Annotated in this window: 25 protein-coding genes; 4 read left to right on the top strand and 21 right to left on the bottom strand. The window is 69.3% G+C overall.

Features of this window, described 5'->3' with window-relative positions; translation table 11 throughout:
* Positions 1-15 precede the first annotated feature (15 nt).
* The gene (gene leuA, locus KE274_RS11360) at positions 16-1,770 is read right to left on the bottom strand and encodes a 2-isopropylmalate synthase (RefSeq protein ID WP_211543841.1); all 1,755 of its coding nucleotides are present in this window, start codon (positions 1,768-1,770) and stop codon (positions 16-18) included.
* A gap of 192 nt (positions 1,771-1,962) precedes the next feature.
* On the opposite strand from leuA, the gene KE274_RS11355 reads away from it, so the two are divergent.
* A complete protein-coding gene (locus tag KE274_RS11355) occupies positions 1,963-2,610 on the top strand; it encodes a hypothetical protein (protein WP_211543839.1) in 648 nt (215 codons plus the stop codon).
* Here the strand turns inward: KE274_RS11355 and KE274_RS11350 are convergent.
* The 20 genes from KE274_RS11350 to lepA form a co-directional block, all read right to left on the bottom strand.
* The gene (locus tag KE274_RS11350) at positions 2,607-3,548 is read right to left on the bottom strand and encodes a quinone oxidoreductase family protein (RefSeq protein ID WP_211543837.1); all 942 of its coding nucleotides are present in this window, start codon (positions 3,546-3,548) and stop codon (positions 2,607-2,609) included. The two genes, KE274_RS11355 and KE274_RS11350, sit on opposite strands and share 4 nt — an antisense overlap.
* Positions 3,549-3,604: 56 nt before the next feature.
* Positions 3,605-4,045 carry a hypothetical protein gene (locus tag KE274_RS11345; RefSeq protein ID WP_211543835.1) on the bottom strand — a complete coding sequence of 147 codons (441 nt, stop codon included), beginning with the start codon at positions 4,043-4,045 and terminating at the stop codon, positions 3,605-3,607.
* 46 nt (positions 4,046-4,091) lie between these two features.
* A complete protein-coding gene (locus KE274_RS11340; protein WP_211543834.1) occupies positions 4,092-4,448 on the bottom strand; it encodes a hypothetical protein in 357 nt (118 codons plus the stop codon).
* Positions 4,449-4,707: 259 nt separating this feature from the next.
* Positions 4,708-5,211 carry a hypothetical protein gene (locus KE274_RS11335; protein WP_211543832.1) on the bottom strand — a complete coding sequence of 168 codons (504 nt, stop codon included), beginning with the start codon at positions 5,209-5,211 and terminating at the stop codon, positions 4,708-4,710.
* Positions 5,193-5,909, bottom strand: coding sequence for a hypothetical protein (locus KE274_RS11330; protein ID WP_211543831.1), 717 nt, complete (start codon positions 5,907-5,909; stop codon positions 5,193-5,195). Before KE274_RS11330 ends, KE274_RS11335 begins: the two co-directional genes overlap by 19 nt.
* Entirely contained in the window at positions 5,906-6,139 is a 234-nt protein-coding gene (locus KE274_RS11325; protein WP_211543829.1) for a hypothetical protein, read from the bottom strand. The genes KE274_RS11330 and KE274_RS11325 overlap by 4 nt, the downstream gene beginning before the upstream one ends.
* A gap of 62 nt (positions 6,140-6,201) precedes the next feature.
* Complete coding sequence (locus tag KE274_RS11320; RefSeq protein WP_211543828.1) at positions 6,202-6,681, bottom strand: hypothetical protein; 480 nt, start codon at positions 6,679-6,681, stop codon at positions 6,202-6,204.
* On the bottom strand, positions 6,678-7,658 hold the full coding sequence (locus KE274_RS11315) for a hypothetical protein (RefSeq protein WP_211543826.1): 981 nt from the start codon (positions 7,656-7,658) through the stop codon (positions 6,678-6,680). The genes KE274_RS11320 and KE274_RS11315 overlap by 4 nt, the downstream gene beginning before the upstream one ends.
* Positions 7,651-8,178 carry an RNA polymerase sigma factor gene (locus KE274_RS11310; RefSeq protein WP_211543824.1) on the bottom strand — a complete coding sequence of 176 codons (528 nt, stop codon included), beginning with the start codon at positions 8,176-8,178 and terminating at the stop codon, positions 7,651-7,653. Before KE274_RS11310 ends, KE274_RS11315 begins: the two co-directional genes overlap by 8 nt.
* A 54-nt stretch (positions 8,179-8,232) precedes the next feature.
* The gene (gene era, locus KE274_RS11305; RefSeq protein WP_211543822.1) at positions 8,233-9,129 is read right to left on the bottom strand and encodes a GTPase Era; all 897 of its coding nucleotides are present in this window, start codon (positions 9,127-9,129) and stop codon (positions 8,233-8,235) included.
* On the bottom strand, positions 9,122-10,414 hold the full coding sequence (locus KE274_RS11300; protein ID WP_211543820.1) for a hemolysin family protein: 1,293 nt from the start codon (positions 10,412-10,414) through the stop codon (positions 9,122-9,124). Before KE274_RS11300 ends, era begins: the two co-directional genes overlap by 8 nt.
* Entirely contained in the window at positions 10,411-10,872 is a 462-nt protein-coding gene (ybeY, locus tag KE274_RS11295) for an rRNA maturation RNase YbeY (protein WP_136030557.1), read from the bottom strand. The genes KE274_RS11300 and ybeY overlap by 4 nt, the downstream gene beginning before the upstream one ends.
* The gene (locus tag KE274_RS11290; protein WP_249186375.1) at positions 10,869-11,894 is read right to left on the bottom strand and encodes a PhoH family protein; all 1,026 of its coding nucleotides are present in this window, start codon (positions 11,892-11,894) and stop codon (positions 10,869-10,871) included. The genes ybeY and KE274_RS11290 overlap by 4 nt, the downstream gene beginning before the upstream one ends.
* Positions 11,895-11,940: 46 nt before the next feature.
* Positions 11,941-12,288 carry an HIT domain-containing protein gene (locus KE274_RS11285; RefSeq protein WP_211543806.1) on the bottom strand — a complete coding sequence of 116 codons (348 nt, stop codon included), beginning with the start codon at positions 12,286-12,288 and terminating at the stop codon, positions 11,941-11,943.
* Between the two features lie 37 nt (positions 12,289-12,325).
* Positions 12,326-13,054: a 16S rRNA (uracil(1498)-N(3))-methyltransferase gene (locus KE274_RS11280; protein ID WP_211543804.1), complete on the bottom strand. Its 729-nt coding sequence runs from the start codon at positions 13,052-13,054 to the stop codon at positions 12,326-12,328.
* A gap of 2 nt (positions 13,055-13,056) precedes the next feature.
* Complete coding sequence (dnaJ, locus tag KE274_RS11275; RefSeq protein ID WP_211543802.1) at positions 13,057-14,172, bottom strand: molecular chaperone DnaJ; 1,116 nt, start codon at positions 14,170-14,172, stop codon at positions 13,057-13,059.
* Positions 14,173-14,206: 34 nt separating this feature from the next.
* Positions 14,207-15,238 (bottom strand): heat-inducible transcriptional repressor HrcA, encoded by a 1,032-nt coding sequence (gene hrcA / locus KE274_RS11270; protein WP_211543800.1) that lies wholly within the window; start codon positions 15,236-15,238, stop codon positions 14,207-14,209.
* Positions 15,239-15,338: 100 nt separating this feature from the next.
* Positions 15,339-16,556, bottom strand: coding sequence for a radical SAM family heme chaperone HemW (hemW, locus tag KE274_RS11265; protein WP_211543798.1), 1,218 nt, complete (start codon positions 16,554-16,556; stop codon positions 15,339-15,341).
* On the bottom strand, positions 16,556-17,209 hold the full coding sequence (locus tag KE274_RS11260; protein ID WP_211543796.1) for a DUF1990 family protein: 654 nt from the start codon (positions 17,207-17,209) through the stop codon (positions 16,556-16,558). Before KE274_RS11260 ends, hemW begins: the two co-directional genes overlap by 1 nt.
* 71 nt (positions 17,210-17,280) lie before the next feature.
* On the bottom strand, positions 17,281-19,134 hold the full coding sequence (gene lepA, locus KE274_RS11255; RefSeq protein WP_211543795.1) for a translation elongation factor 4: 1,854 nt from the start codon (positions 19,132-19,134) through the stop codon (positions 17,281-17,283).
* 243 nt (positions 19,135-19,377) lie between these two features.
* On the opposite strand from lepA, the gene KE274_RS11250 reads away from it, so the two are divergent.
* From KE274_RS11250 to KE274_RS11240, 3 genes are read left to right on the top strand one after another with little or no spacing between them, the layout of a single operon-like run.
* Positions 19,378-20,361: an ABC transporter permease gene (locus KE274_RS11250; protein WP_211543793.1), complete on the top strand. Its 984-nt coding sequence runs from the start codon at positions 19,378-19,380 to the stop codon at positions 20,359-20,361.
* 1 nt (position 20,362) lies between these two features.
* Positions 20,363-21,301 carry an ABC transporter permease gene (locus KE274_RS11245; protein ID WP_211543791.1) on the top strand — a complete coding sequence of 313 codons (939 nt, stop codon included), beginning with the start codon at positions 20,363-20,365 and terminating at the stop codon, positions 21,299-21,301.
* Positions 21,298-23,226: an ABC transporter ATP-binding protein gene (locus KE274_RS11240; protein ID WP_211543790.1), complete on the top strand. Its 1,929-nt coding sequence runs from the start codon at positions 21,298-21,300 to the stop codon at positions 23,224-23,226. Before KE274_RS11245 ends, KE274_RS11240 begins: the two co-directional genes overlap by 4 nt.
* Positions 23,227-23,329: the final 103 nt, after the last annotated feature.

The following is a 23,329-nucleotide window of genomic DNA, read 5'->3' as shown; positions in this document are numbered from 1 at the left end:
TTCCGCGATGCGAACTCAGACCGCCGCGAGCTCCCGCTGACGGCTGCGGATCGAACGGTTCACGCCCGACACGATCGCCTTGAGCGATGCGGTGGAGATGTCGCCGTCGATGCCGACACCCCACAGGCGCTGGTCGCCCACCTGCAGCTCGACGTAGGCCGCGGCCTGCGCGTCACCGCCGGCGCTGAGAGCGTGCTCGACGTAGTCGTACACCGTGATGTCGAAGCCCTGCCCGCGCAGCACCTCGACGAACGCCGCCACCGGGCCGTTGCCGTTGCCGGACACCGCGACCTGCTGGTCGTCGTCGCGTAGCACCACGTCGAGCACCACGTCACCCGACATGTCGCTACGGGTCTGCGTGGCGAGCAACTCGAACCGGCCCCACTTCGCCTCGGTGTCGGTCGCCGGCAGGTACTCGTCGGTGAAGATCGACCAGATCTGCTCGCTCGTGACCTCGCCGCCCTCGGCATCCGTCTTGGCCTGCACCACGCCGGAGAACTCAATCTGGAGCTTGCGCGGCAGGTCGATCGCGTGGTCGGACTTCAGCAGGTAGGCCACGCCCCCCTTGCCCGACTGGGAGTTCACGCGGATGACGGCCTCGTACGAGCGGCCCAGGTCCTTCGGGTCGACCGGCAGGTACGGCACGGCCCACTCGATCTCGTCGACCGTGACACCCTGCGCCTCGGCCTTCGCGGCCATCGCCTCGAAGCCCTTCTTGATCGCGTCCTGGTGCGAGCCGCTGAACGCCGTGAAGACCAGGTCGCCCGCCCACGGGCTCCGCTCCGGCACGGGCAGCTGGTTGCAGTACTCGACCGTGCGCTTGACCTGGTCGATGTCGCTGAAGTCGATCTGCGGGTCGATGCCCTGCGTGAACATGTTGATGCCCAGCGCCACCAGGTCGACGTTGCCCGTGCGCTCGCCGTTGCCGAACAGGCAGCCCTCGATGCGGTCGGCGCCGGCCATGTAGCCCAGCTCGGCCGCGGCGATCGCGGTGCCGCGGTCGTTGTGCGGGTGCAGCGACAGGATCACGTTCTCGCGGTGGGCGAGGTGGCGGCTCATCCACTCGATCGAGTCGGCGTAGATGTTCGGCGTCGCCATCTCCACCGTGGCCGGCAGGTTGATGATCACCTTGCGGTCGGGGGTCGGCTCGAACACCTCGATGACCTGGTTGCAGACATCGACCGCGAACTCGAGCTCGGTGCCCGTGTAGCTCTCGGGCGAGTACTCGTAGTACACCTGCGTGTCGGGGATCGTCTTCTCGAACTGCCGGCACAGGCGGGCACCCTCGAGGGCGATGTCGATGATGCCCTGCTTGTCGGTGCGGAACACGACCTCGCGCTGCAGCACGCTCGTGGAGTTGTAGAGGTGGACGATGGCCTGCTTCGCCCCCGCGATGGCCTCGTACGTGCGGGCGATCAGGTGCTCACGCGCCTGGGTCAGCACCTGGATCGTGACGTCGTCGGGGATCAGGTTCTCCTCGATGAGCTGACGCACGAAGTCGAAGTCGGTCTGGCTGGCGGAGGGGAACCCGACCTCGATCTCCTTGTACCCCATGCTCACGAGAAGCTCGAACATGACGCGCTTGCGCTCGGGGGACATCGGGTCGATCAGGGCCTGGTTCCCGTCGCGGAGGTCGACCGCACACCAGCGCGGGGCCTCGGTGATGCGGGCGTCGGGCCACGTGCGGTCGGGCAGGTGGACGGTGATCTGCTCGTGGAAGGGCCGGTACTTGTGGGTCGGCATTGCGGACGGGCGCTGAGTGTTCTGCATGATGGGCTACTTCTCTTCGTCGAAATGAACGGGCCAACACAAGCGCCGCGACGAGGAAGGCCCTAGTGTCAGGACTCGTCGCGGCAGCTAAGAAGAAGCAGACCGCCGAAAGGCATGTGGTCATGCTAGCAGGGTCGCCGCGGCCGTTTCGACCGGTCCGAGACGATGGGCCGACGCGGGACACTGATCGGTATGAGCCCTTCCTCGCGTGGCCTGCTCCTCGTCGCCGCCACCCTGACCGCCGCGGTCGCCCTGAGCGGGTGCGCGGTCGGGCCCCGTGCGACTCTTCCCCCGACCAGCACCACCGTGCCCTCCGACCAGCGCCTGGAAGACGCGCACCCCACCCCTCCGGAGGGCCGCGTGATCGGGACGGGCACCGTGATCGACGGCGCGAGCGGACCGGCGCTGTGCCTCGGCGCGATCATGGAGTCGTACCCACCGCAGTGCTCCGGCGTACCGCTCGACGACTGGACGTGGGACGGCGTCGACGGCAGCGAGAGCGCGGGCGACACGCGGTGGGGGTCGTACGCGGTGTACGGCACCTTCGACGGCGAGCGGCTCACCGTCACGGATCCGCCGATCCTTCTCGCCCTGTTCGACCCGGTGGCGCCGGAGGATCCGACGGGCGGGAAGACGGGCAGCACCCCGGAGGGCGAGCTGACCACGGTGCAGGAGGACATCGCGGCGCGGCTCGGCCCCGCGGCGGTCTTCGTCGGCACCGACCGCGGGTACGTGTGGCTGCAGGTCGCGTGGGACGACGGCACGCTCCAGCGCGCGGCCGACGCCGAGTACGGCGACGGTGTGGTGATCGTCGAGTCGCTGCTGCGCGAGGTCGACTAGTCCTCGGGAATCAGGGCGAGCTTGCCGCCGGGGTGGCCCGTGGCGAGCAGGCGGTGGGCGGCCGGTGCCTCGGCGAGCGGGAACGTGCGGGCGAGCGGCACCACCAGGTCGCCGACCTGCGCGAGCGCGATGAGCTCGCTGCGCACCTCATCGCGGAAGCGGGCGCTGTCGGGCATCGACCCCGCGATCGCGAGGAAGCCGTCGGCGGCGGCCCGTGTGGGGTTGGCGATCGTGACGATCCGGTTCCGGTCGGGCACCAGGGAGAGCGATACGTCGATCGCCTCGTCGGTGCCGACAGCGTCGAGCGCCGCAGCGATCGGGCCGTCCGCCAGCGCGGTCACCCGGTCCGCGAGGCCGGGGCCGTAGGCGACGGGGAGCCCGCCGAAGCGTCGCACCTCGTCGAAGCGGTCGGGGCTGGCCGTGCCGATGACCCGCACGTCGCGCAGCCGCGCCTGCTGCAGCACGCTGACGCCGACCGCGCCTGAGGCCCCGTGCAGCAGGATCGTCTCCCCCGGTGCGGCTCCGGTCACGGCGAGCATCTCTGCCGCGGTCGTGCCCACGAGCAGGAGGTTCGCGGCCTCGGGGTGTGTGAGCGTCGTCGGCTTCGCGAAGACCTTCGCCGCCGGCACCGTCACCTCGGACGCGTAACCGCCCTGCACGCGGAACGCCACGACCTCGTCGCCGACCTCGGCCTCACCGGAGCCGATGCGGGTCGCGGGGCCGATCGCCGCGAGCTCCCCCGACACCTCGTACCCGATCGGCACCGGGAACTCGACCCCCGGGCGAGCTGCCGCGACGTGCTTGGCATCGGCCGGATTCACCCCGGCAGCCCGGACGCGGATCGTGACCTCGCCCTCGCGCGGCGCCGCGGGCTCGTACTCCTCGAACTCCCACGACTCGGGAGACCCCGCCGCCGTCGCCACCCAGTGCTTCGCCATGACCCCGCCCTTCGTCGATGTCTCCATCATGCTCCCGTGCGGGACGGTGGGGCGCGTCAGTCGGCCGGTGAAGCCGCGTCCGAAGTGTCCGGTGGACCGTTCGCTACTTCTCGGGCCATCCGGATGACGAGGAAGTTCACCGCAAAGAGACCGACGAGGAGGAACAGCGTCAGACCCGGATACGGCGGGAACGGGTGCCAGAACAACAGGAGGGAGTACAGAACCGCCTGGACGAAAGCGAAGATCGCCGCAACGACCACAGCCGACCGCGACCCTCGTCGCGAGCGAGCGATGAAGATCATCGGAATGCACGTCGCCGAAGACAGGACGACGATCACCGGTAGTCCGAATCCGATCCGGTTCAGGATGTCCGCCGGAGAGGACAGCAGGGGGCCACCGCCGAACCAGCCCAGCCACGTCAGGAAGATCGACGCCATCTGAACCGCCGTCGCCCCGGCGATGGCGAGGAGAATCGGCGCTACACGTCTCATGCTCATTCCTCCTTTCTCCGCGGAATCGACGACGGGTGGGCTCCGGCGGGTATCAGCCTGACCTCGTGAACACCACCTCGGGGTCGGGGTGCGAATCGCGGTCAACGCCCGGCGCGAAGTACCAGAGCTCGACCGAACCCTGTGCATCCTCGAAAGCGAACAGGGCAGGCATCGCGTTGCAGGGCGGATTCAGACTTAACGCGAAAGCGCTGTCGCCGAATCCCGCGGACCAGTTGCCGGTCAGAGAAGGGAACGACGCACCGGTGTCTGGCGCGGCGTCACACCACATCGATGCCGGCCAGTCCTCCGCGCTCACCCCTCCGCCCTCATGCAGCTCGAACTCCGCCGTTCCTGACGTCGCCATCCACACGCCGATCAGGTCGTCCTCGGACACCTCCACATCGGGCACGGCCCCACCTGAGCACCCGGCACACGCGACCACGGCGAGCCCCAGCACCGCAGCCGCGTGAAGCGGTCTCACCGCACGAGCTGAGCGCCACGAACGAGGCACACGAAGGTTGAGCGGGGAGGCCATAGCGGCACACTATGGGCAGTAAAGCCGGTGGGTCTACATCCCCGGAGTGGAAATACCCGGCTGTAAGGCATTGCCGCCTCGTGCAATGCAGGGGTCCGACCGGCCTGTCTTCGCGTCGAGAAGACCGCAACGCTCACTCGTCGTCCATGTCGCAGGGCTCATTGCTCACTTCCCCGGAGTGGTACACATAGGCACCTTCCTCGAGCGAATCGATCGCTACGTTCTTGAAAGACATCTCCGCGCGGTGGTCCGGTCCAGAAAGGATGACGTACACGGTGACGGGTCCATCCAGACTCGACACCGGGTACTCCCGGCTGCTGGTCACGGAGAAGTCAGGGAAGGTGCCAGGGAGGATCGGCACGCCGGGAGGCACGGCGACGGCCTGCCCCTCGTTGGCGGTCGCGGAGAACAGCGCCACCTCGTCCTCTGATCCCCACTCTTCTCGCAGGGCCGTGGAGATGTAGTCGATGTCCCACGCCTCGTCGAGGCACTGCACCCACGCGAACCGGTCGTCGACGACCGTCAGGGCGACCGGCTCCATGAAAACTGGCCGCGACGGGACGCATCCCGCCAGGGCCGCTGCACCGATCACCCCCAGTGCGCCCGCTGCGACCCGGATCACCGCCTTCTTCCGCATGACGAGTACCGTCCTTCGTGGAGACCTGCGTCGAACTCGAACCAGTTCGCACACCCGTAGGAGCCAGTGAGAATGGTGGATTTCGCGGCTTCAAAACCGTACACGAGCGGGTAGGCCACCCCGAGCCGCCGCAGACTGTCGTACGTGTAGCAGGTCTTCTGCATCCCGCTGGTCGGCAGCACCGAGTTCATGGTCGCCGAGGTGACGTTCCCCACCCCGTCACGCGTGTACGTGCGGTCGGCGACGTAGTGCCCGCGACCGCCGAACACCGCGTTGTCCTTGATGGCGAGCACTGCCCGAGTCGCCGGGTCGTACCCGTACGTGGAGTACGCACTGCTCGTGGAGCCGTTGACCCTGGCGAACTCGGCGAGCTGTCCGATCGGCGAGTACACCGTGTTCGCCAGCACGATCGAGGTGCCGCGCACGCCGCTGAGCCGGCCCCAGGAGTCGTAGCTGTTGCGGACGATCTCTGCCGGAAGGCCGCCCATCGCAGGAAGGGACTTCGCCTGCAGCGACGAGTCGGCGTTGTAGTACAGCGTCGTCTTGTAGCTCGTGCCGCCGAACGTCGGCGCCCCGGTCGGGATCGCGAGCGTCGTCTCGGTGGGGTTGCCCGCCGCGTCGTAGCTCCCGACGGTGGTCGTGCAGGCGAGCCCTGGACTCCCGGGCGTGGAGCCGCTGAACGCAGTCGTCGTCGTCACCAGCCAAGCTTGTTGTCACATGTCCGCAGCAACCACACCAATCCGAGCGGGCGCGCCGGATCCAGCTTGCGCCAGGCGAGGAGAAACACGTCGGCGACGACCTCGGCCACCTCCGCGTCGTCATCGAGCGTGCACTCCACATGTCGTTGCACCGCAGCCCAGTGCTGCGCGTAGATCGCGGTGAATACGCGCTCGCGCTCGGCGGCACGCTCCTCCGCCCGACGACTCACGGGGCGCCTCCTACTGCACCGAGCATCGGGCGCTCAACGCCCTTCTCCCCTCGCACGCGCGCTCAGAGGAAGCAGCGGATGTTGTTGGCCGACGCGTAGACGTTGGCGGAGGCGTTCGCGTACACGGTCGCGAGCACGGTGCTGCCGTTGCGCACCTGGGCGTAGCCCGAGGTGCGGGCGTTGGCCACCGACCGGGTGACGAAGCTCGAGGGGATCGTGGTGGTCGTGCAGCTCCCCCAGCTCAGCATGCTCCCCGAGAGGTTGTACGCGGTGTAGGCGCAGATGCGGCCCGTGGCGCAGCTGCCCACGCTCCGCGCACTCGCCTTCGACGCCCCGGCAGCCGCCACGAACTCCATGTCGAGGTCGGACCAGACGATGTGGCCGGGCGCGACCAGGTCACCACCCGGCACCTCCTCCAGCAGCCGCGCAGCCAGCGGGTCGACCTCCTCCGGGTCGGCCGCGGCGGACGCGGCGATCGGCGCCCCCGTCAGCACCAGCACCAGGCCCACCAGGGCCGCAAAAGTCGCGTGCGCCCGCCTCATTCGATCATCTCCTCATCGAGATCCCACATGCGGTAGTCCGTGATGGAGCCCGGGGCGACGATGCCGTCGTCCACCAGCACGGTGCGCTCCACTCCGACGATGCGGCCGCTGTCGAGCGACACCAGCACATCGTCGCTGACCACGCCGTCCGCCGCGATCACCCGGATGCCGGCGACCGGTCGCCCGAGCCGGTCGGTCGACGTTCCCAGTGCCTGCGCGCCCCCGGACTCCTCGATGAGCGCGAGCAGCTCCGCGTGCTGCGCGTTCGTCAGCGTCCACTGCCCGAACACCGACGTGATCGCCGTCACCACGTCGAACGCACTGGGGTCATTCGGCAGCCCGAACGCCTCCAGCAGCGCCCGCACCTCCGCCGGCGACTCCCCGGGAACCGCCACGACGGGCGTCTGGAACTCTCCCGGCGCAAAGGTCACGTGCGCGGCGACCTCACCCGTGCTGACGACCTCGGCGTCCTGGTTCGCGACGGCGTCACCCGGGTCGTACGCCACGCCGTTGATCGAGATCGCCTCGCCCGACAGATCGTCGCTCCACTCGAACGTCGACAGCTGGGGCACGATCTCGGCATGCCCGGCGTCGACGTCGACGGAGAACGACCACGACGCGGTGCGCACGGACCGCTCGGGGGTCTCCGGCTCGTGGAACACGCTCAGGTCGGTGTCGGCCGTGGCCACCGTATCGGCGAGCGACCGGGCGCCCTCGTACGCCAACGGCGACGGTGTGCCAGCCACGGCCGCGCCCTGCGGCAGCAGCACACCGAATGCGAGAGCAGCGGATGCCGCCACCGCCGTGAGCCCCGTGGCCCACCCCACGGTGCGCACCCGACGGCGCTGCGGGGCGCGCGAACTGCGGAGGATGCGGTCGCGCGTCGCGATCGCCCTGGCGTCGGGCTGCGCGTCGCGCGGTGTGCGCGCAGGATCCGCGGCGGTGAGCGCTCGCTCCAGCACGGCGTTGTCAGGCATCACGCGTATCCGTCCCCTCCAGGCCCAGCGCCGCACGAAGCCGATCCTCCGCCAGACGCAGCGTCTTCCGTACCCGTGACTCCGATGCGCGCACCAGCTCCGCGATCTCCCCCACCGTGAGTCCATCCCAATACGTGAGCATGATGATACGCCGTTGGCCCGGGCTGAGGGTACCCACCGCATGAAGCACCTCGCTGCGGCCCACCAGGCCCGGCGGCTCCGGGTCACCGGACAGCCCGATGTGCAGCGCGTCGAGCGCGAGAAGCCGCGTCGTCGACCGGCGGCCGCGGGCCCGCAGACGACGGTCCGCCTCGCGCAGCAGCCACACGCGACCGGGCGGCCGACCGGGACGCAGCCGCGACCACGCCCCGAGGAACACCTCCGACACGATCTCCGTGACCTCGTCGTCGTCTCCCACCACACCCTCGATGTGATGGCGCACCGCCGCCCAGTGCTCGTCGAACACCCGTGTGAAGACCTCGTGCCGCAGCGTGTTCGGGTCCTCGCTGCGGCCGCTCATGACCGCGGGGTCGGCGGTCTGCCCGCCGCCTCCGACGTCCTGCCCCGCCTCATCTCAGAACCCGAGCCGGCCGAGCTGCTTGGGATCGCGCTGCCACTCCTTCGCGACCTTGACGTGCAGGCCGAGGAACACGCGGGTACCGAGCAGCTCCTCGATACCGCCCCGCGCGCGTGCGCCCACGTCGCGCAGCCGCGAGCCCTTGTGCCCGATGATGATCGCCTTCTGGCTGTCGCGCTCCACCACGATCGAGGCGTGCACGTCGGTCAGGTCGCTGTCCTCGCGGGGGGCGATGTCGTCCACGACCACCGCGATCGAGTGGGGCAGCTCGTCGCGCACTCCGTCGAGCGCGGCCTCCCGGATGATCTCGGCGATGCGGTCCTCGTTCGACTCGTCCGTCGTGATCCCGGTCGGGTACAGCGCGGGCCCCTCCGGCATGAGCTGCAGGATCTCGTCGGCGAGCACGTCAAGCTGATCGCGCGTGAGCGCCGAGAGCGGGATGACCGCCGCCCAGTCCTCGCGCAGGGAATCGACCTCCATGAGGCGCTCCGTGATCTCGTCGCGCCCCGCCGCATCGGTCTTGGTGACGATCGCGATCTTCTGCGCACGCGGATAACCGTCGAGCGACGCGGCGATGCGCCGATCGCCCGGTCCGACCTTCTCGGTCGCGGGAACGCAGAAGCCGATCACGTCGACGTCGCCCAGCACCTGCTCCACCAGGTCGTTCAGCCGCTCGCCGAGCAGGGTGCGCGGCTTGTGGATCCCGGGGGTATCGACGATCACGAGCTGCCCGTCCGGGCGGTTCAGGATGCCCCGGATCGCCCGCCGCGTCGTCTGCGGCTTCTCGCTCGTGATCGCGATCTTGTCGCCGACCAGCGCGTTCGTCAGGGTGGACTTGCCGACGTTCGGCCGGCCGACGAAGGTCACGAACCCGCTCCGGGTGTCCTCAGTCATCGCGTCGCTCTCCTTCTTCCTGCGCCTCGTCCGTCTCTTCGGCCCTCTCGACGAACACCGTCGCGATTCCGCGGCCGCGCCCTCGGGAGGCACCACCCGTGAGGACCAGGCCGTCCACGACGGCGGTCGCACCGGGCTGCGGCACCTGTCCGAGCGCCTTCCCGAGCAGGCCGCCGATCGAGTCGACGTCCTCGTCCTCGAGCTCGAGGCCGAACAGATCGCCCACGTCCTCCAGCGACAGCCGAGAGCTCACGCGGTAGCGTCCGGCGCCGAGATCCACGAACTCCGCGGATACCTGATCGTACTCGTCGGAAATCTCCCCGACGAGCTCCTCGATCAGGTCCTCCAGCGTCACGAGGCCCGAGATCCCGCCGTGCTCGTCGATCACCAGGCACACGTGCACGGCGTCGCGCTTCATCTGCTGCAGCAGGGTCTCCGCGCGCATCGACTCCGGCACGAACGTCGCGGGGCGGGCGATCGGACGGATCGACGCCGCCCGCCAGGCGAGGTCGTCGCGGTAGGCGAACTGCACCAGGTCTTTGAGGTACAGCACACCCACCACGTCGTCGGCCTCGTCGTCCACGACGGGCATACGCGACACTCCGCGCTGCAGGAACAGCGCCATGGCCTCGTCGGTCGTCGCCTCCGCGTCCACCGTCACCATCTCGGTGCGCGGCACCATCACGGCCCGCACGAACTGATCCGTGAAGTCGAACACCGAGTGGATGAGGTCGCGGTCGTCCTCCTCGATCAGATCGTTCGACGCAGCCTCGTCGACCATGCTCAGCAGCTGGTCCTCGCTGGAGAACGAGCTGCGGCCCGTGCCGGGCGTGACCCGGTTGCCGAGGACGACCAGCCCCTGCGCGAGCGGACCGAGGATGATGCGCAGACCGCGCACGATGCTCGCGCTGCCGCGGATCATGGCCTCGGCGTGCTGGTGCCCGAACGTCCGGGGGCTGGCGCCGACGAGCACGAAGGTGATGCCGGTCATCAGGATGGCCGCGGCGAGCATGGCCCACCAGATGTTCTCGAACATGATCGTGAACGCGACCGTCACCAGCACGGCCGCGGTCACCTCGGCCAGCACGCGGATGAAGGCCACCGCATTGACGTGCGCGTCGAGGTCCGCGGCGATGCGCTCCAGTGCCTTCGCCCGTCGCCCCTCGGTCGCGAGATCCGCGAGCCCGGCGCGGGACGTCACCCCGTAGGCCGCGTCGATCGCAGCCATCAGGCCGCCGAAGGCCACCAGCAGCACGGCGGCGATCAGCAGCAGGATCTCCGTCATCGGCGGCGGCGCTCGGACACGGCGAAGCCCTGGATCAGCTGCTTCTGAAGTCCGAACATCTCCCGCTCCTCCTCCGGCTCCGCGTGATCGAAGCCCAGCAGGTGCAGCAGCCCGTGCGTGGTGAGCAGGATCAGCTCGTCCATCAGGGTGTGGCCGGCGGCCTGCGCCTGCGTTTCCGCCACCTGCGGGCACAGCACGATGTCACCCAGCAGGCCGGGAGGCGTCGGGCGGTCCTCGGTGCCGGGGCGCAGCTCGTCCATGGGGAAGCTCAGCACGTCGGTCGGGCCCGGCTCGTCCATCCACTGCACGTGCAACGCCTCCATGGCGCCCTCGTCGACCAGCACGATCGCCACCTCGGCATCCGGGCTGACATGCAGCTGCTCCAGGTTGAAGTCGGTGAGCCGCTGCAGCACCGTCTCGTCGACGTCGATCGCCGACTCGTTGTTGATCTCGATCATGAGAGCCCCCGTTTCGGCATCCGGTCGCGTGGTCCTGGTCGCTGCGCGCCACGGCGCTCCGCCCGGTTGGCGAACTCCGCGGCCTGCTCGCGCTCGAACCGCTGCGCCGTGCGCTTCTCGTCGTACTCGCTGTAGGCGTCGACGATGCGCCCGACAAGCGAATGCCGCACCACGTCGTCGCTGGTCAGCCGGCTGAAGTGGATGTCGTCGATGCCGTCGAGCACCCGCGTCACCAGCCGGAGGCCCGAGGACCCCTGCGGCAGGTCGACCTGCGTGATGTCGCCCGTGACGACCATCTTCGTGCCGAAGCCCAGCCGCGTCAGGAACATCTTCATCTGCTCCGGCGTCGTGTTCTGCGCCTCGTCCAGCACCACGAAAGAGTCGTTCAGCGTGCGGCCGCGCATGTACGCCAGCGGCGCCACCTCGATCGTGCCGGTCGCCATCAGACGGGGCACGACCTCCGGATCCATCATCTCGTTCAGCGCGTCGTACAGCGGCCGCAGATACGGGTCGATCTTGTCGGTGAGCGTGCCGGGCAGGAACCCCAGCCGCTCCCCCGCCTCCACCGCCGGACGCGTGAGGATGATGCGGGTGACCTCCTTGCGCTGCAGCGCCTGCACGGCCTTCGCCATCGCCAGGTAGGTCTTGCCCGTTCCGGCGGGACCGATGCCGAACACGATCGTGTTCTCCTCGATCGCGTCGACGTACTCCTTCTGGCCGAGCGTCTTCGGGCGGATCACCTTGCCGCGCGTCGACAGGATCGCCTCGCCGAGCACCTCGCTGGGCCGCGGGCCCCCCTCGGTGCGGAGCATGCGCGCCGAGCTCGACACGTCGCTGGGCGCCAGATCGTGACCGGCCTTCGTCATCGCCAGCAGCTCGTCGACCAGGCTCTTCGCCTTGGCCACGGCGTCGCGCTCGCCCGTCAGCGTGATCTCGTTGCCGCGCACGAGCACCTGCACGTCCCGGTGCTCGCGTTCCAGCATCCGTAGCAGACGGTCCTGCGGACCGAGCAGCTGCACCATCGCGACACCGTCCGCATAGATGCGTTCGGTGACGGTTCCCTGATCGTCAGAAGCCAACGAGCTTGTTCTCCTCGAGATTGCCGAGCACATGGGCGTGCACGTGGAAGACGGATTGGGCGGCGCTCGCGCCGTTGTTGAAGATGAGGCGGTACTCGCCGTTGGCGTGATCGTCGGCGATGCGCTTCGCCGCGGCGACCATCTCCGCGAGCAGACCGGGATCGCCCGCCGCGAGCTCCGTCACGTCGCGGTACTCCTCGGTCTTCGGGATCACCAGCGCATGCAGCGGAGCCTGCGGGTTGATGTCACGGATCACGAACACCCGACCCGCGTCGAGCAGGATCTCACCGGGGATGTCCCCGTTCAGGATGCGCGTGAAGATCGAGGGTTCGCTCATGCGTTCAGCTTACCGGGGCACTCAGGCGCGGCGGCGGTCACCAGCGGCCGAGCGCCACGGACAGCACAGCGATCGCCGCCGGCCCCGCGGTGGACGTGCGCAGCACCGTGTCGCCGAGCAGCACGCGCTCCGCGCCCGCCGCCGCCAGCCGCTCCAGTTCCTCGGCCGAGATGCCGCCCTCCGGCCCCACGACCAGCACGAGGTCGCGGCCGTCGGGCTCCAGTGCGGACAGTCGCACGGGCGCCGTCGGGTCGAGCAGCAGCACGCGCTGCGTCTCCGCACGGGCCGCGAGCTGCGCGGTCGACTCCACCGGTGCGACCTCGGGCACCCACGCACGGTGGGCCTGCTTGGCGGCCTCGCGCACGATCGTCGCCCAGCGCTCGCGACCCTTCCCGGCCTTGGGGCCCTCCCAGCGGGAGATGCTGCGACTCGCCTGCCACGGCACGATCTCGTCCACGCCGAGTTCGCACGCGGCCTGCACCGCGAGCTCGTCCCTGTCGCCCTTCGCGAGCGCCTGCACCAGCACGACCCTGGGCGCGGCGGCGGGCCGTTCCACGCGCTCCTGCACCCGCACCTCGACGCGCGACGGCGAGACCTCCTCCGCCACGCCCGAAAGCCACACGCCCCGGCCATCGCCCACGGTCACGGCCTCGCCGACCCGCAGCCGACGCACGACCGCGGCGTGCTTGGCCTCCGCACCCGTGAGCGCCACGACGTCACCGACGGCCGCGCCGCCCGCCGTCTCGACCAGGAAGTGGAGCGCCACGATCAGTGCCCGCGGAAGCGGTCGCGCAGCTTGGAGAACAGCCCCTGCTGGAACTGCGCGAGCTGCGGCGCCGGCGCCTTGGCCTTCTTCGCGAAGTCCTCGATGAGCTTGCGCTGCGCCGCGTCGAGCTTCGTGGGCGTCACCACCTGCACGCCGACCCGCAGATCGCCGCGCTGCGTGCCCCGCAGCGGCGTGATGCCCCGGCCCTTGATCGTCAGCACGTCGCCCGACTGCACGCCGGGGCGGATCTCCAGGTCGACCTCGCCGTCCAGCCCCTCGATCGACGCCTCGGTGCCGAGGATCGCATCGCTCATCGACACCTCCAGCGTGGCCAGCAGGTCGTCGCCCTCGCGGCTGAACGCCGGGTGCGGGGTGACCGTGACCTCGACGTACAGGTCGCCGTTGGGGCCGCCCGCGCGGCCGACCTCGCCCGAGCCGGGCAGCTGCAGCCGCAGACCCGTCTCGACACCGGCAGGGATGTCGAGCGAGACCGTGCGCCGCGACCGCACCCGGCCCTGACCGCCGCACGTGCCGCACGGATACGGGATGGTGGTGCCGTAGCCCTCGCACGTGCCGCACGGCTGCGAGGTGACGACGTTGCCCAGCAGGCTGCGCACCTGACGCTGCACGTGGCCGGTGCCACCGCAGATGTCGCACGTGACCGGCGAGGTGCCCTCCTGGCAGCACGAGCCCTGACACGTCTCGCACAGCACCGCGGTGTCGACCTCGATGTCGCGGTGTGCGCCGAACACGACGTCGCCCAGCTCGAGGGTCACGCGCACCAGGGCGTCCTGACCGCGCTCGCGCCGCGACCGCGGCCGGGCACCGCGCCCACCGCCCTGCGCGGCACCGAAGAACGTCTCGAAGATGTCGCCGAAGCCCCCGAAGCCGCCGAAGTTGCCCGCGGCGCCGTCACCGCCGCCCATGTCATAGCGGCGTCGCGACTCCTCGTCGCTGAGCACGTCGTACGCGTGGGTCACGAGCTTGAACCGCTCGGCCGCATCCTCGCCCGGGTTCACGTCCGGGTGGAGCTGCCGCGCCAGCCGGCGATACGCCTTCTTGATCTCGTCCGTGGAAGCGTCCCGGGACACCCCGAGAACCTCGTAGTGGTCCGCCACAATCGCCCTTCTGCGTGTGTTCCGTGGGGCCGCGTCAGCGACCGGCCTCGTCGTCGTCGAGCATCCGCGACAGGTAGCGGGCCACTGCCCGCGCCGCCGCCAGGTTGCTCGGATAGTCCATGCGCGTCGGCCCCATCACGCCGACGCGCGCCGTTCCGGTGGGTGCCGCGTAGTCGCTCGCGACGATCGAGGCCTCACCGAGACCGAACGGTGCGTTCTCGGTGCCGATGCTCGCCGCGAGCCCGTGCTCGTCGGCGACCATCTCGCTCATCAGCCGCAGCAGCGTGACCTGCTCCTCGATCGCCTCGAGCAGCGGGTGGATGCTGCCGCGGAAGTCGTGCTCCCGACGCGCCAGGGTGGCCGCTCCCGCCATCACCAGGCGCTCCTGCCGGAAACCGCCCAGTTCGTCGACCAGGACGCCGGCGAGGGTGCGCAGCACGCGATCCCGCGGAGTCTCCTCGGTGGCCAGCAGGGTCTGCAGCCGCTCGGACGCCTCGGCGATCGCCTGACCCGTGATCAGGGCGGACAGCCGCGCGCGCAGCACCCCCAGGTCGCTCTCGTCGAGCGCATCGGGCAACACGGTCATGCGCTGCGAGACACCGCCCGCGTCGGTCACCAGCACGGTCAGCAGACGGTTCGGGGCCAGCGCGACGAGCTCCACGTGGGTGACGCGGGCGCGCGCGAACGACGGGTACTGCGCCAGGGCGACCTGACCCGTGAGCTGCGTGAGCACCCGCACCGTGCGGGCCATGAGGTCGTCGAGGTCGGCGGGGTCGGCAAGGAACGACTCGATCGCGGAGCGCTGCGCCGACGACAGCGGGCGCAGCTGCGCGAGGTGGTTGACGAAGACGCGGTAGCCCTTGTCGGTGGGGACCCGCCCGGACGATGTGTGGGGCGCGGTGATGAGCTCCTCGTCTTCGAGCTGCGCCATGTCGTTGCGGATGGTCGCCGCCGACACCCCGAACGAGTGACGGTCGACGATCGACCGGCTGCCCACGGGCTCGTGCGTCTCGACGTAGTCCTGCACGATCGCACGGAGAACCTGCAGTCCTCGCTCCGTGACCATGGCCCACCCCTTTCCGCCGACCGGTTGCTGGCACTCTGATGCCCTGAGTGCCAATCCTACCCCGTGAGACCGCGAGAACTCCGAGTCGCTCGCAGCCGATTCAGTCCGTGAGCTCGCGCACCACGGCGTCGGCGAGGAGTCGTCCGCGCAGGGTCAACTGCACGCGGCCGCGGATCGCCGCCGCCGCATCGATCAGCCCGTCGGCGATGAGCCCGGCCACGCGACCGCGGTTCGCCGCCGGCAGCTCGTCGACCGCGATCCCCTCCCTGATCCGGCTGAGCAGCAGGATGCGCTCGAGCGTCTGCGCCTCCCGGTCGGGCCGCTCCCGCCCGGCCGCCGGCGAGGACGACGCGGCGAGCCGCTGCGCATAGGCCGCCGGGTGCTTCACGTTCCACCAGCGCAGCCCGGCCACATGACTGTGCGCGCCAGGGCCGAAGCCCCACCAGTCACTCCCCCGCCAGTACGCCAGGTTGTGGCGCGAACGCTGCTCAGGGCTGCGCGCCCAGTTGCTGACCTCGTACCACTCGAAGCCCGCCGCCCCGAGCCGCTCGTCCGCCAGCTCGTACATGTCCGCCTGCAGGTCGTCGTCCGGGGCCTGCACCTCGCCGCGACGGATCTGCCGTGCGAGCTTCGTGCCGTCCTCGATGATCAGGGCGTAGGCCGAGATGTGGTCGGACTCCAGGGCGAGGGCGGCGTCGAGCGAGGCCTCCCAATCGGCGAGGGACTCCCCCGGTGCGCCGTAGATCAGGTCGACACTGACGTCCAGCCCCGCGTCCTTCGCCGCCGCCACGGCCGTGCGCACGTTGTCGGGCTGATGCGTGCGATCGAGCGCAGCCAGCACGTGCGGCACCGCCGACTGCATGCCGATCGAGAGCCGCGTCACACCGGCGTCGGCGAGAGTGCGCGCCACCTCCGGCGTCACGGTGTCGGGGTTGGCCTCCACGGTCACCTCGGCACCCGGAGCGAGCCCGAACGCCGCGGTCGCCGCACCCAGCATGCGCGCGAGGTCGCCCGGCGGCAGCAGCGTGGGCGTGCCGCCACCGAAGAACACGGTGTCCATCGGCCGCAGGGCCCCCGCGGCCTCGAGCACGCCGCGGGCGAGGGCGATCTCCCCGATCAGGGTGGACGCGTAGTCCTCCTGCTTCGCGCCCTGCAGCTCGCTCGACGTGTACGTGTTGAAGTCGCAGTAGCCGCACCGCACGCGGCAGAACGGCACGTGCAGGTACGCCGAGAACGGGGTGTCCGCGGAGATCGGTAGGTCGTCGGGCAGTCGACCGTCCGCGGGTGCCGGGTCGCCGAGCGGAAGCGGTCCCGCCATCAGACGGGGGTCGCGTACAGCGGGGAGATCGCGCGCAGGTACCGCGCGAACAGCTCGCGGCGGCGGCGCTTCATGAGCGCGGGCACCAGCCGGTACACGAGCGTGTTGGGCGCGTCGAACGCGCGGACGGTGAACCAGACCTCGTCGTTGTCCTCGCGCCAGTCCACGTCGAACGACTCCTCGCCGCTGACGACGGAGCCGCCGATCGTCCCGAGCACGAAGCCGATGCGCCGCGTCTCCTCCGTGACCGAGATCACGCGCAGCTCGGAGTCGGCACGCATGCCGCCCACCCGGCCGCGCAGGTGCAGCGTCATCCCGGCACCGACGAACGGCATGCCCTCCGCGTCGTAGCGCGGCTCGACGTCGCGCTTGCTCGGCGCGATCGGGTTGCCCTCGGCGTCGAAGCTGACACCGGCGTAGGCGGGACCGGGCGCCGGGCGCACATCCTCCACCGTGAGACCTGCGGCACGCTGGGCCGTCCACGACAGCAGGGCCTCACCCGCCGTCTGGAACCGTTCCTCACCGCTGCCGATCCGCCACGACTCCTCCGCGGGGATGCTGCGCTCCGGCGGGTACTGCATCAGGTCGGGGGCGTGGGTCGCACCCACGGCCGCATAGTCCACCGTGTCGTCTCGGAAAGTCCCGCGCCGCATGAGTTCCAGCCTACTTCGGGTTCCCTGGGCGAACACCCCCCGCGCCGCGGGAGCGCCCAGGATCGCCCGGGTTACTTCTTGTCCTTGCCCTCGACGTCGCCCGACAGCGCGGCGATGAACGCCTCCTGGGGGACCTCGACGCGGCCGACCATCTTCATGCGCTTCTTGCCCTCCTTCTGCTTCTCGAGGAGCTTGCGCTTGCGGGTGATGTCACCGCCGTAGCACTTGGCGAGCACGTCCTTGCGGATCGCGCGGATGGTCTCGCGAGCGATGATGCGTGCGCCGATGGCGGCCTGGATGGGCACCTCGAACTGCTGCCGCGGGATGAGCTTGCGCAGGCGCTCGGCCATCATCGTGCCGTAGGCGTAGGCCTTGTCGCGATGCACGATCGAGCTGAACGCGTCGACCTTCTCGCCCTGCAGCAGGATGTCCACCTTCACCAGGTCGGCCTCCTGCTGCCCCGAGGGCTCGTAGTCCAGCGACGCGTAGCCCTGGGTCTTGGACTTGAGCTGGTCGAAGAAGTCGAACACGATCTCGCCGAGCGGCATGTTGTAGCGCAGCTCGACACGCTCCTCGGAGAAGTACTCCATGCCCAGCAGCGAGCCGCGGCGCGACTGGCACAGCTCCATGACGGTTCCCACGTAGTCCTTCGGCAGCAGGATCGCCGCCTTGACCATGGGCTCCGACACCGAGCCGATGCGGCCGTCGGGGTACTCGCTCGGGTTGGTCACGGTGACGGTCTCGCCGGTGTCGCTCGTGAGCACCTCGTAGATCACGCTCGGCGCGGTGGTGATGAGGTCGAGGCCGAACTCGCGCGCGAGCCGCTCCGTCACGATCTCCAGGTGCAGCAGGCCGAGGAATCCGCAGCGGAACCCGAACCCGAGGGCCACGGAGGTCTCCGGCTCGTACTGCAGCGAGGCGTCGGACAGCTTGAGCTTGTCGAGGGCCTCGCGCAGCTCGGCGTAGTCGCTGCCGTCGATCGGGTAGATGCCGGAGAACACCATCGGCTTGGGGTCGGTGTAACCGGGGAGGGCTTCGGCGGCGGGCTTGCGCGCGTTCGTGATCGTGTCACCGACCTTCGACTGCCGCACGTCCTTCACGCCCGTGATGAGATAGCCGACCTCGCCGACGCCGAGGCCCTTCGTGGGGGTGGGCTCCGGGCTGGAGACGCCGACCTCGAGCGCTTCGTGCGTCGCGCCCGTCGACATCATCTGGATGCGCTCGCGCGGCGACAGGCTCCCGTCGACCATGCGCACGTAGGTGACCACGCCGCGGTACGCGTCGTAGACGGAGTCGAAGATCATGGCACGGGCCGGAGCCTCGGCATCGCCGACGGGTGCCGGGATCTCCTGCACAAGGCGGTCGAGCAGCTCCTCCACGCCGACGCCGGTCTTGCCGGAGACCCGCAGCACGTCCTCCGGCTTGCCGCCGATGAGGGACGCGAGCTCCTTCGCGTACTTCTCCGGGTCGGCCGCCGGGAGGTCGATCTTGTTGAGCACCGGAATGATGTGGAGGTCGTTTTCCAGCGCCAGGTAGAGGTTCGCGAGAGTCTGCGCCTCGATGCCCTGCGCGGCGTCGACCAGGAGGATGGCTCCCTCGCATGCGGCCAGGGAGCGCGACACCTCATAGGTGAAGTCGACGTGACCGGGGGTGTCGATCATGTTGAGCGCAAAGGTCTCGCCGTCGAGCTCCCACGGCATGCGCACCGCCTGGCTCTTGATGGTGATGCCGCGCTCGCGCTCGATGTCCATGCGGTCCAGGTACTGCGCCCGCATGTCGCGGTCCGACACGACTCCGGTGATCTGGAGCATGCGGTCGGCGAGGGTCGACTTGCCGTGGTCGATGTGGGCGATGATGCAGAAATTGCGGATCTGCGCAGCCGGCGTCGCGGCAGGCTGAAGCGGGGTGAGAGCGCGTGGGGACATGTCCCGACGATTCTACGGTGGAGGGGTGGAGAATCCCCATTCCGCTGTATCGGTGATAGTCTCCCGAAGTTGCCCGGGACCAATCCGTGACACCGGATCCCGTAAGCGATACGACTCCGTCACAGACACCGTGAGGGCCTGTCGCGTCGCGCAGAACGGCGGATGGCGCCCGATCGTCCGCCCGGCTCAGCGTTGCGTCGGCGGATCCCGAGCGCGTCTGGAGAAGAGAAAGACAAATCCCCCTTGATCAAGTACCTCGCACGCCGCGCCCTCGGCTGGCTGCTCATGATCGTGGTCGCGACGAACCTCACCTACTTCCTCGCGTGGGGGTTCCTCGATCCGCGCAGCAACTACGTGGGCCGGCGTCCTCCGCTCAGTGAAGAGCAGATCAACAACCTCCTCGTTCCCCGCAACCTCAGCGACACCGTTCCGCTGATCGAGCGCTGGTGGAACTGGTTCACCGGCATCCTCCTGCGCTGGGACTGGGGCGTGAGCCCGACCGGCGGCTCGGTCAACGAGCAGGTCGCCTACCGCATGTGGGTCAGCGCGGAGCTCGTGCTCGGCGCGACGATCATCACCACGATCCTCGGCATCGCGCTCGGCGTGTACACGGCCTCCCGCCAGTACAAGCTCGCCGACCGCATCGGGCAGGCGACGAGCATCATCACCCTGAACATCCCGATCGTGGTGGCCGCCTTCGCGATCGTGCTGCTCGCGATCGGCCTCAACAACGCCACGGGCACCCGCATCTTCTACGTGACGGGCAATGCCAGCCAGGGCGTCGAAGGCTTCTTCCCCACACTCATCGACGTACTGCAACACCTGACGCTGCCGACCATAGCCCTGGTGCTCACCGGCTACGCGAGCATCCACTTCCTGCAGCGCTCGCTGCTGCTCGACAACATCAACGCCGACTACGTGCGCACCGCTCGGGCCAAGGGCCTCACCAAGCAGCAGGCCATCCGCAAGCACGCGCTGCGCACGTCGCTCATTCCGGTCGCCACGCAGGTCGCCTTCACGATCCCCGCGATCTTCACCGGCGCGGTGCTGACGGAGACGATCTTCGCCTGGAACGGCATGGGCAAGTACTTCATCGAGACCATCTCGAAGAACGACATCCACGGAACCGTCGCGATCGCGGCCTTCGGCGCGGTCCTCACGGCGATCGGCGCGATCCTCGCCGACATCGCCGTCGTGGTCCTCGACCCGCGTGTGAGAGTGAGCTGACATGAGCACCGACATGCTCGACCCGACCATCCACCCCGAGCCGGAGGCCGCGGGCCCCGAGACCACCAGGGTCGCGACCAAGCGCCTGTCGAAGTGGAGCCTGTACTGGCGGCGGTTCTCCCGCAACCGCGGCGCCTTGATCGGCCTGGTCATCTTCGCCCTGCTCGTGCTGTTCGCGATCTTCGGTCCGCTGATCGCCCGCTACGACCACGTCGAACTCGACTTCCTCAACCTCAGCACTCCCCCGTCGACGGAGCACTGGTTCGGCACGAACAACGCCGGCAACGACCTGTTCGCCCAGGTGGCGGTCGGCCTGCAGCGCTCGCTCATGATCGCGCTCACGGTCTCGATCGGTGTGACGATCGTCTCGGCGCTGGTCGGCACCGCTGCCGCGTACTTCGGCGGCTGGACCGAGCGGATCTCGCTCCTGGTCATCCACTTCATGATGGTGATCCCGAGCTTCCTCATCCTCGCGATGATCTCGAACAAGGCCGGGGGCGACTGGCGCGTCATCGCCCTGATCATGATCTTCGTGATCGGGTGGTACTTCCCGGCCCGCGTCATCTGGACCATGGCGCTGTCGCTGCGCGAACGCGAGTACGTGAGCGCGGCGCGGTACATGGGCGTGAGCGGCATGAAGATCGTGCTCCGGCACCTGCTGCCGAACATCGGCTCGCTGCTCGTCATCAACTTCACGCTCGGCGTCGTGTCGGCGGTGGTCACCGAGACCGGGCTGTCGTTCCTGGGCTTCGGCGTGAAGATCCCCGACGTGTCCCTCGGTGCGCTGATCGGTGCGGGTTCCAGCTCACTGACCACCGCCCCGTGGCTGTTCTACTTCCCGGCGGCGGCGCTGACCCTGCTCACGGTGTCGATGGCGTTGATCGCCGACGGCCTGCGCGACGCCCTCGACCCCACCTCGGCTGCAGGAGGCCGCGCATGACCAACGTCCTCTCCGTCCGCGACCTGAAGGTCAGCTTCGCCTCCGAGGCCGGCCGCGTCGACGCCGTCCGCGGTGTCTCGTTCGACCTGGAGGCCGGCAAGACCCTCGGTATCGTCGGCGAGTCCGGCTCCGGCAAGTCCGTGACCTCGCTCGCGATCATGGGCCTCCTCGACGAGAACGCCAAGGTCACCGGCTCGATCATCTACGACGGCAAAGAGCTGATCGGCATGAGCGACAAGCAGCTGTCGGTTATCCGCGGCAACGGCATGTCGATGGTGTTCCAGGACCCGCTGACCTCGCTCACCCCGGTGTACACCGTGGGCGACCAGCTCATCGAGGCCCTCACGGTGCACCGCAGCCTCTCCAAGAAGGAGGCGTGGGACCGCTCGGTCGAGCTGCTGAAGCTGGTCGGGATCACCGAGCCGGAGCGGCGCATGAAGTCGTTCCCGCACGAGTTCTCCGGCGGCATGCGCCAGCGCGTGGTGATCGCCATCGCCATGGCCAACAACCCGAAGCTCATCATCTGTGACGAGCCGACGACCGCCCTCGACGTGACGATCCAGGCGCAGATCCTCGACCTGATCGAGAAGGCGCAGGACGAGACCGGCGCCGCCGTGATCATGATCACGCACGACATGGGCGTGGTGGCCCGCACCGCCGACGACGTGCTCGTAATGTACGCGGGCAAGCCGGTCGAGCACGCCCCCGCCCACGAGCTGTTCCACGAGACGCGCATGCCGTACTCCATCGGCCTGCTGGGCGCGATCCCCCGCGTGGACAAGGTGGAGAAGGAGCCGCTCACCCCGATCAAGGGCAACCCGCCCCTGCTCATCGACCTGCCGGACGCGTGCCCGTTCGCCGACCGCTGCCCAATCGTGATGGATGCGTGCCGGGCGAAGGAGCCGGAGCTGCTGCCCGTCGCGACCGGCTCGGGTGCCGCGCACCGTGCCGCGTGCATCCGTGCACACGAGATCGAGGACGGCGGAATGCTCGGCGGGCTGCCGGTCTACCCCGTGCGTCCGCTTCCCGAGAGCGACCTCACCAAGAAGCCGCGTGAAGAGCGTCCGGTGACGCTCGAGGTGACCAACCTCCGCAAGACGTTCCCGCTGCTCAAGGGCGCTTTCCTCAAGCGCAAGGTGGGCGAGGTGCAGGCCATCAAGGGCATCAGCTTCGATGTGCGCGAGGGCGAGACGATGGCGATCGTCGGCGAGTCCGGCAGCGGCAAGACCACGACCCTGCTGCAGATCATGGACATGGTCAAGCAGACCGAGGGCGACATCGTGATCGCCGGGACCAGCGTCAACGACATCCGCAGCCGCAAGGTGGAGCGGGCGCTGCGCCGGGATATCCAGATCGTGTTCCAGGACCCGATGGGGGCGCTCGACCCGCGCATGACGGTGGCCGACATCATCTCGGAGCCGCTGTTCGCGATCGGCACGCCCAAGGAGGAGGCACACCGCCGTGTGGACGAGCTGATGGACCTCGTCGGGCTCAACCCCGCGCATAGCGACCGCTTCCCCCAGGCGTTCTCCGGCGGACAGCGACAGCGCATCGGCATCGCCCGCGCCCTGTCGACCAACCCGAAGATCGTGGTGCTCGACGAGCCCGTGTCGGCGCTCGACGTGTCGATCCAGGCGGGCGTGATCAACCTGCTCGACGACCTCAAGGTGAAGCTGGGACTGTCGTACCTCTTCGTCGCGCACGATCTGTCCGTGGTGCGGCACATCGCCGATCGCGTGGCCGTGATGTATCTCGGCGAGTTCGTGGAGCACGGCGACGTCGACGACGTGTTCGACAACCCGCAGCACCCGTACACGCAGGCGCTGCTCTCCGCGATCCCGGTGCCCGACCCGGACATCGAGCGCACCCGTCAGCGGGTCGTGTTCGACGCGCAGACCATGTCCACGAAGCCGGCGACGGTCTGACCCCTCGTCCCGGGAGGGCTCGTGGTCACCGTCCGATAACGGTTAGGCGCGATTCACTCCCGGGCGGTATACCGGTTGCGACCGCGAACTATTCTTCCCTTTA

The organism is Microbacterium paraoxydans, assembly GCF_018224615.1.
GTDB lineage: Bacteria > Actinomycetota > Actinomycetes > Actinomycetales > Microbacteriaceae > Microbacterium > Microbacterium paraoxydans_B.
This window is presented reverse-complemented; position numbering and strand designations above follow the sequence as displayed.

Bases quoted from the DNA above. Each gene is read 5' to 3' on its own strand.
- KE274_RS11260 (WP_211543796.1), bottom strand. From the start codon at position 17,209: ATGCGGCGCGGGACTTTCCGAGACGACACGGTGGACTATGCGGCCGTG.
- KE274_RS11350 (WP_211543837.1), bottom strand. From the start codon at position 3,548: ATGGCGAAGCACTGGGTGGCGACGGCGGCGGGGTCTCCCGAGTCGTGG.
- ybeY (WP_136030557.1), bottom strand. From the start codon at position 10,872: ATGATCGAGATCAACAACGAGTCGGCGATCGACGTCGACGAGACGGTG.
- hemW (WP_211543798.1), bottom strand. From the start codon at position 16,556: ATGGCGGGACCGCTTCCGCTCGGCGACCCGGCACCCGCGGACGGTCGA.
- KE274_RS11345 (WP_211543835.1), bottom strand. From the start codon at position 4,045: ATGAGCATGAGACGTGTAGCGCCGATTCTCCTCGCCATCGCCGGGGCG.
- KE274_RS11290 (WP_249186375.1), bottom strand. From the start codon at position 11,894: ATGGTGCAGCTGCTCGGTCCGCAGGACCGTCTGCTACGGATGCTGGAA.
- lepA (WP_211543795.1), bottom strand. From the start codon at position 19,134: ATGTCCCCACGCGCTCTCACCCCGCTTCAGCCTGCCGCGACGCCGGCT.
- KE274_RS11355 (WP_211543839.1), top strand. From the start codon at position 1,963: ATGAGCCCTTCCTCGCGTGGCCTGCTCCTCGTCGCCGCCACCCTGACC.
- KE274_RS11245 (WP_211543791.1), top strand. From the start codon at position 20,363: ATGAGCACCGACATGCTCGACCCGACCATCCACCCCGAGCCGGAGGCC.
- KE274_RS11335 (WP_211543832.1), bottom strand. From the start codon at position 5,211: ATGCGGAAGAAGGCGGTGATCCGGGTCGCAGCGGGCGCACTGGGGGTG.
- KE274_RS11320 (WP_211543828.1), bottom strand. From the start codon at position 6,681: ATGAGGCGGGCGCACGCGACTTTTGCGGCCCTGGTGGGCCTGGTGCTG.
- KE274_RS11240 (WP_211543790.1), top strand. From the start codon at position 21,298: ATGACCAACGTCCTCTCCGTCCGCGACCTGAAGGTCAGCTTCGCCTCC.
- hrcA (WP_211543800.1), bottom strand. From the start codon at position 15,238: ATGGTCACGGAGCGAGGACTGCAGGTTCTCCGTGCGATCGTGCAGGAC.
- KE274_RS11285 (WP_211543806.1), bottom strand. From the start codon at position 12,288: ATGAGCGAACCCTCGATCTTCACGCGCATCCTGAACGGGGACATCCCC.
- leuA (WP_211543841.1), bottom strand. From the start codon at position 1,770: ATGCAGAACACTCAGCGCCCGTCCGCAATGCCGACCCACAAGTACCGG.
- era (WP_211543822.1), bottom strand. From the start codon at position 9,129: ATGACTGAGGACACCCGGAGCGGGTTCGTGACCTTCGTCGGCCGGCCG.
- KE274_RS11310 (WP_211543824.1), bottom strand. From the start codon at position 8,178: ATGAGCGGCCGCAGCGAGGACCCGAACACGCTGCGGCACGAGGTCTTC.
- KE274_RS11300 (WP_211543820.1), bottom strand. From the start codon at position 10,414: ATGACGGAGATCCTGCTGCTGATCGCCGCCGTGCTGCTGGTGGCCTTC.
- KE274_RS11315 (WP_211543826.1), bottom strand. From the start codon at position 7,658: ATGCCTGACAACGCCGTGCTGGAGCGAGCGCTCACCGCCGCGGATCCT.